This is a genomic window from Neobacillus drentensis (assembly GCF_036966985.1).
GTDB classification, from domain to species: domain Bacteria; phylum Bacillota; class Bacilli; order Bacillales; family Cytobacillaceae; genus Neobacillus; species Neobacillus drentensis_E.
In genome coordinates this window covers 901-6,542 of sequence record NZ_JBALSN010000320.1, presented here as the reverse complement: position 1 = coordinate 6,542, position 5,642 = coordinate 901, and the positions used below count along the sequence as shown (strand labels likewise).

Below are 5,642 nucleotides of genomic sequence, written 5' to 3'. Positions count from 1 at the left end.
CTAGCAAACTATTAGGAAGGACTTCATTTTCTGGTTCATAACTAGAAAATATAAAACCACATTGACAAAGGTCCCTAACCATTCTTGATGCCAGAATTTTCTTTCCGCACTTTGGACAATTTTCAATTAGAGGGTTCCGATGCTTAGAACAAATAGTGACAAAAGAGATGTCCCAAATTTGGCGATAATAAAAATGTTCCTTTAAGCAGAGGGGGCAATATTTTGAATGATATAGGTTATAAGCAACAGCATAATCAGAAGTATGATTTTGGAAGATAAGTTCATCAAATTGATTTAAAACCAATTCATTAACGTCTACTTCAATATTATTTAATAGTTCAATTACAGTACCTTCCCAGGTGTTGCCTTTAAGATAATTACAATTGGTTACATATAAACTTGGACCCAGACTCTTTAACATTGATCCAATATGGTCAAAATAGTTTGCCGATGCTAAACGATTCAAAAACGAATAAAGGTTTTCATTTTCTATGGGCTTAATTCTGTTAAGCAATTTCATTTTTATACATCTCCTTTTCTAAGGTGCATATACACGATGATACTCCGAGTAAAGACTCGGAGTATTTTTAATCCCAATCGGAATAATCAATCTCATCTAGCATATCTTGTAAAGTTTGCTGTGTTTCGTTGGGTGGGTGGTCGTTATTTTCTTTTGGTTTACTTTTCTTTTCAAACATTTCTGGAATGGTTTGTACAGCATTTTCTTTAGCTTTATTTATTTCAACTGGCATTGTTTCTGATTTTTCCATAAGCTGGTTACTTCCAGTCCCTTTTAAACGCTGATTTTTTTGGCTTTCTTTTAAAGACAAATTTTTCTCTTCTTTGATTTTTTCTTGAATTTTTGCTCTGGTTCTGGCAAGAGCACTTTTATTAACCTTGCCACTTTCTTTTCTCGTTTCAGCTGATACCTCTTTGTGCATATATTCATTAAGACCGTTAGAATATTCTTGATCTGTACAAGGTGCTTCAACATAATGGTTCATAACCTGGTCATAGACATATATCCTGGACATATCGGTTGGGTCATATTTAAACATCACCTTATTGGGTAGCGAGTTCTTTTTTAAACCAGATGCAATTATCTTTAAGTCATGTGCCTGATAGAACAAATTTTGAAATCTAATTCCGTGGCGTTGAATACTCGCACTCTCAGTCTTCATAAGGCTTTTTTTCCATTCTAGTTTAGTGGAAGGAACGGCAGGGGAGGGGGCGTGTTCGTAAGCCGTTTTCCACATTTCTGCTGGAATCCCTTTTAGACCTTCATGCATGTCTTTTGCATAATAATCAATCACCCAAATATGAAGAATTTCTTCTAAAGTCCTAAAGGATATAATTGCATTTTTCTTCGGATTATACTCGCCTTTTTGCAGCACATTTGAAAAGGTTGTACCTGGTGTTTGATGGATTAATTCTTGATTTATAGTGCGAAAATATCTTTCAACTGTTCCCTTATACCAAGGTACTTTCACTGGACAATATTTCTTTTTAATGCCCAGTTCAATGCAAACCTGATCTAGATTTTTACTTCGAAACTCTTTCCCATTGTCCATTACAAGCATTTCAGGTATGCCATAAGCAAGCCATTCATTCTCGACATTTGGAAATATTTCTTTTACATACGATTTTGGATTAATCGCGTGTTTCAACGCAAGCATTACCGACGTAAATGAAGGGGGTTCAAAACCTAGATAAAAACCTAATGGATACCTTGTGTATACATCGAGTATCATCGTAAGCCAAGGTCGTCCTAAGGCAACTCGATGATTTTCATCCACAACACACAAATCAAGCTTGGTATGATCCACCTCCACTCTCTGAAGCGGGTAACTTAGCTTTTCAACAGCATGGACTGGTCCGAATTTGTCATGTGCATATTTCCGACCTTTTCTAGACTTTGCGACTTCAAAGTCTTCAAGTTTTAAAACTCTCCTTCGAACAGTCGATAAAGAGGGATGTATTAGCTGTTGGTCTATGGGTCTTTGTTTATTTTTCTCGTCAATCCTGTAATAAATTAATTCATACGTCGCCTTTAATGTTGTAACTTCTTTTTTTAAATAGAACTCTTGTATAACTTGGTCGACAATGATATCCACTTCCATATTTATCTTAGGTGTTGAAGACCCGCACTTATGCGTACTTGATACTAAAGCACGTATATCTTGATTGCTTTCCATGTACGCTTTGTACCACCGATATAGGGATGATTTTGACACCTTACAGCCTTTGGCTTTAAGCGCGTTAACGAGTTCTTCAATATATTTATTCAAAGACGTAACTTTTAAATCAAGAAGCGGTTCGATACACTCATAACGTTTAAGTGCGTCGTTTTTAACATCTTCAGGAAGCATTTGAAAATCTTCAAAGGCGTAGTCTTTTACCAAATCACCTGAAGTGTTCTTTCCTTCAACACTAAATCTCAATGATCCATTTTCTAAAAGACTAAGTAACTGGCTTCTTGAAAACGTTTCCGCAACATTACCAAAAGTCATATCTTTTGCTTTGTACCGTTCACCATCCAGCTTCTCTATTATTTCAAATACCCTTTCATTCAAAAGAAATCGTGTGCCAATCCCGATGTAGGTTCTATGCACTGTTTAAACCTCCTCATACACAATTACAAAAATTCAAATTTTTCTTTAGTAAAAGGATTATCATTTTTTCCCTTCATAATGGAGGCATGGAGATTATAAACTATTGCCAGATCCACTTTTTCAATTCGTTCTCTGTTGTCTTTTACAGCTCTTAAAGCTGCATCACGAATTATTTTCATAACCGAGTTCATCACCCCATTTGTTGCATACATTATTCGGTCTGCAATATCGGCATCTGCCAAATTGGAATGTTCTTTAAACGGCAAATTCTTGTCAATCTGACCTAATAATGTGCGAAATTCATTTACCCCTTGCGGGGTATTGTAGCTAAATGGAGCCATTGGGCATCGATACGAAAATCTTCTCAGTAGTTGCGGGTTTGATTCAATAACTTCCTCAGCCTCTTCTAAACCGAACAATACAACTGGTACCTGAGTTCGGTTAATAAGTGATTTAAAACAATCGGCAACTTCATAATTAATTTTGTATCTTTCCCTGCTAACAAAATGTTGAAATTCATCCAACATGATTAATTCAACTTTGCAATCTTTAATCAGTTTCACTAGGCGGTGATTCTTGTTTCCTATCGTTCCCCTAGTAGGAAAGGGGTCGCCTAACATTTCAAGCATCATTTCAAGGAAAGTGGCAATTCGTACAGGACTTGGAACTTCTCCCCATAACAGAGTCTTTTTTGTGCGTGTTGATTCATACATCACTTTGTCATAGGTCTTTACGTAACTTTTAAAAAGCGTTGTTTTGCCTGCCCCTGAAGGACCTGTCACCAGCATGCATTGTGGATCAGATGTATGTTCTAATGACCGATGACATTGTTCTATTAGTTTAAAGGCATTTTTAAATCGTGGATGATTAACATGTAAGGTTTTAATTTTATAAATTTTCTCTTCCAAAGTTAGATCAGTTAATTCTGAGTTTACTAATTTCATTTTTTACACTCCTGATTTGAAAATTTTCCAACGCTTATTTAATGTTTTAAGATAGGGACTTTAATAATAGGAGGAGGAGAAAAAGTAATGCAAAAAATCTCCATCCTCTCTCTTTATTAAGAAGACATATTAAACATTAACTTCAACTTTCTCATTGTTAAATGGTTCCAAATTGACATGAAAAGAAACCCGTCTAGCAAGCATTGCATTCTCTTTAATAATGTGATTAGTATCTTCTAAACCAACAAAGACAAAAGGGACATTCGTACGTTTTAATAATGAAACGATAAAATCAGACAACTCGAATCGGGCATGTCTATTCCTTGATAAAAGACGGTGGAAATCATCTAGAATAACAAGTTCAATTTTTGAGTAGCAGAAAAAATGAGTAAGCCTTCTTATTTTCATCTCCAATGTTCCCTTTGAAGGAAAAGGATCCCCAAGAAGAACAAGAAGTGTTTCGATTAGTGAACGTAACGAACAAGGAAGTGGTATATCAACAACCAACACCTTTTCGTTGTTTTCCAACTTTTCAAGGTATTGCTGAATAACTGTTGTTTTTCCAGCGCCTGTCGGACCTGTTAACAATAAGTGATAAGGTTCGCCATATTGATTTAAAGATTGATGGCATCGTTCAATAAGGTTTAAAATATTTTTGGACGAAATACATTCCGAACCATTTTGAATATTCTGATTTATTTTCTCGTTAGTGTTCATTTGGAACCTCCTAATTTTTGTTGTTTGATTTTTTCGTCAACTTTATCTGATCCTCAATTATTGACCTGATATTATCTTGAATAGCTTGAAGATGATTGATGTCAACCTTCCTGCGTTCTTCGTTTGATCGTTTCAATACAGCCATATGGGTACTTAATTTAAGATCTTTAGTGTATTCTTGGTTTACACTAGGAACCTTAAAGTACTTCTTTTCAAATTGGTCATAAACATAAATACAGGAAAGATCTTCTGGATTAACCCTAAACATTACCCGATTTTCCTTCTTAGCTACCTGAAGTTTAAGATAAAGCTGTAAAAGCATAGGGGATGCATACTTAAGATTTAACGAACGAATTCCATATCTTTGAATGCTTCCATGCATTTTGTCCATAAAAAGGATCTCACTGTTTTCTAAAGGAAGATGGTTTAGCGTATTTTTCATATTTTCCCGCCAAATAACTGTTGGAATTCCTCCAACGGATTTGTTAAAATCATTACTGTAACAATCCACAAGCCACGTATAAAATAGTAATTGAAACTTATCGAATTCAATAGCAGGTTGGTCTTTGATTGTTACGTTTTCGAAAGTGGTTCCTTTTATCTTGTTGGTAAGTGTAACACCAACCTCTTTAAAGAACCTTTCCATAGCCCCATTATTTTCAGGGAATTTATCGGCAGAATATGCCAAACTAATGCTTAACTGGTGGCATGTATCTATTAAGTCATTACTTCGAAACTCTTTGCCGCTGTCAACGATGAGTGTTTCAGGTAATCCATAGGCATGCCATTCATTTTTGACTGTTGGAAATTTTTCTTTTAAATAACCTTTAGGAAAAATTGCATCCTTTAAAGCCAACAATACAGACTTGTACGAAGGAAATTCAAAACCAATATATACCCCTAAAGGGTAACCTGAAAAACAATCCATAATAATCGTTATCCACGGTCTACCAAGAGGTAATTTGGTTGATTCATCAACTACCATGAAATCGAGAGAAAAGTGATCAACTTTTACGATACTTAAGGGTTTGTAAATCATCGAGACTTTTTGTTGTATATATTTGTTCTTTTGAATGTTAGTAATAGAATCATTTAAATGATAATGAATAATTCTATTACGGATTGTTTGATAAGAAGGTACCACCAACTTATCTTTCGGATCACGAAAATGATTTACCTGGTCAATCATTTTGATTACTCTGAAGTGAAGATCCTTGATGGTCATACATTCTTTTTGAGAATAGTAACAATCAATTGTCCTTTTAATTATCGCTTCTACATCAGATTGAAGCTTTGTTTTCTTACCTCTTTTTTCAATTAATGAGATAAGGGACAAGATATCATATCCACTTTCTTTAAACTTTTTAAC

5 protein-coding genes (1 of these 5 running past the window's edge) are annotated in these 5,642 nt (G+C 34.9%); all 5 read right to left on the bottom strand.

The features are described from left to right. On the bottom strand, positions 1 to 520 hold the 5' portion of the coding sequence (locus tag V7659_RS20190; RefSeq protein ID WP_335541746.1) for a TniQ family protein. It extends 23 nt beyond the left edge of the window; the window shows 520 of its 543 coding nt (coding positions 1–520); it begins with the start codon at positions 518 to 520; its stop codon lies off the left edge, out of view. 67 nt (positions 521 to 587) lie between these two features. After that, complete coding sequence (locus V7659_RS20185) at positions 588 to 2,612, bottom strand: Mu transposase C-terminal domain-containing protein (protein WP_335541744.1); 2,025 nt, start codon at positions 2,610 to 2,612, stop codon at positions 588 to 590. A 23-nt stretch (positions 2,613 to 2,635) separates the two neighbouring features. Further along, positions 2,636 to 3,556 carry a TniB family NTP-binding protein gene (locus tag V7659_RS20180; protein ID WP_335541742.1) on the bottom strand — a complete coding sequence of 307 codons (921 nt, stop codon included), beginning with the start codon at positions 3,554 to 3,556 and terminating at the stop codon, positions 2,636 to 2,638. 129 nt (positions 3,557 to 3,685) lie between these two features. Next, positions 3,686 to 4,273, bottom strand: a complete 588-nt coding sequence (locus V7659_RS20175; protein ID WP_335541740.1) for an ATP-binding protein — start codon at positions 4,271 to 4,273, stop codon at positions 3,686 to 3,688. Between the two features lie 10 nt (positions 4,274 to 4,283). Further along, entirely contained in the window at positions 4,284 to 5,609 is a 1,326-nt protein-coding gene (locus V7659_RS20170; protein ID WP_335541738.1) for a Mu transposase C-terminal domain-containing protein, read from the bottom strand. Positions 5,610 to 5,642 lie beyond the last annotated feature (33 nt).

Excerpts from the sequence above, each read along its gene's own strand:
- V7659_RS20180 (WP_335541742.1), bottom strand. The coding sequence starts at position 3,556 with ATGAAATTAGTAAACTCAGAATTAACTGATCTAACTTTGGAAGAGAAA.
- V7659_RS20175 (WP_335541740.1), bottom strand. The coding sequence starts at position 4,273 with ATGAACACTAACGAGAAAATAAATCAGAATATTCAAAATGGTTCGGAA.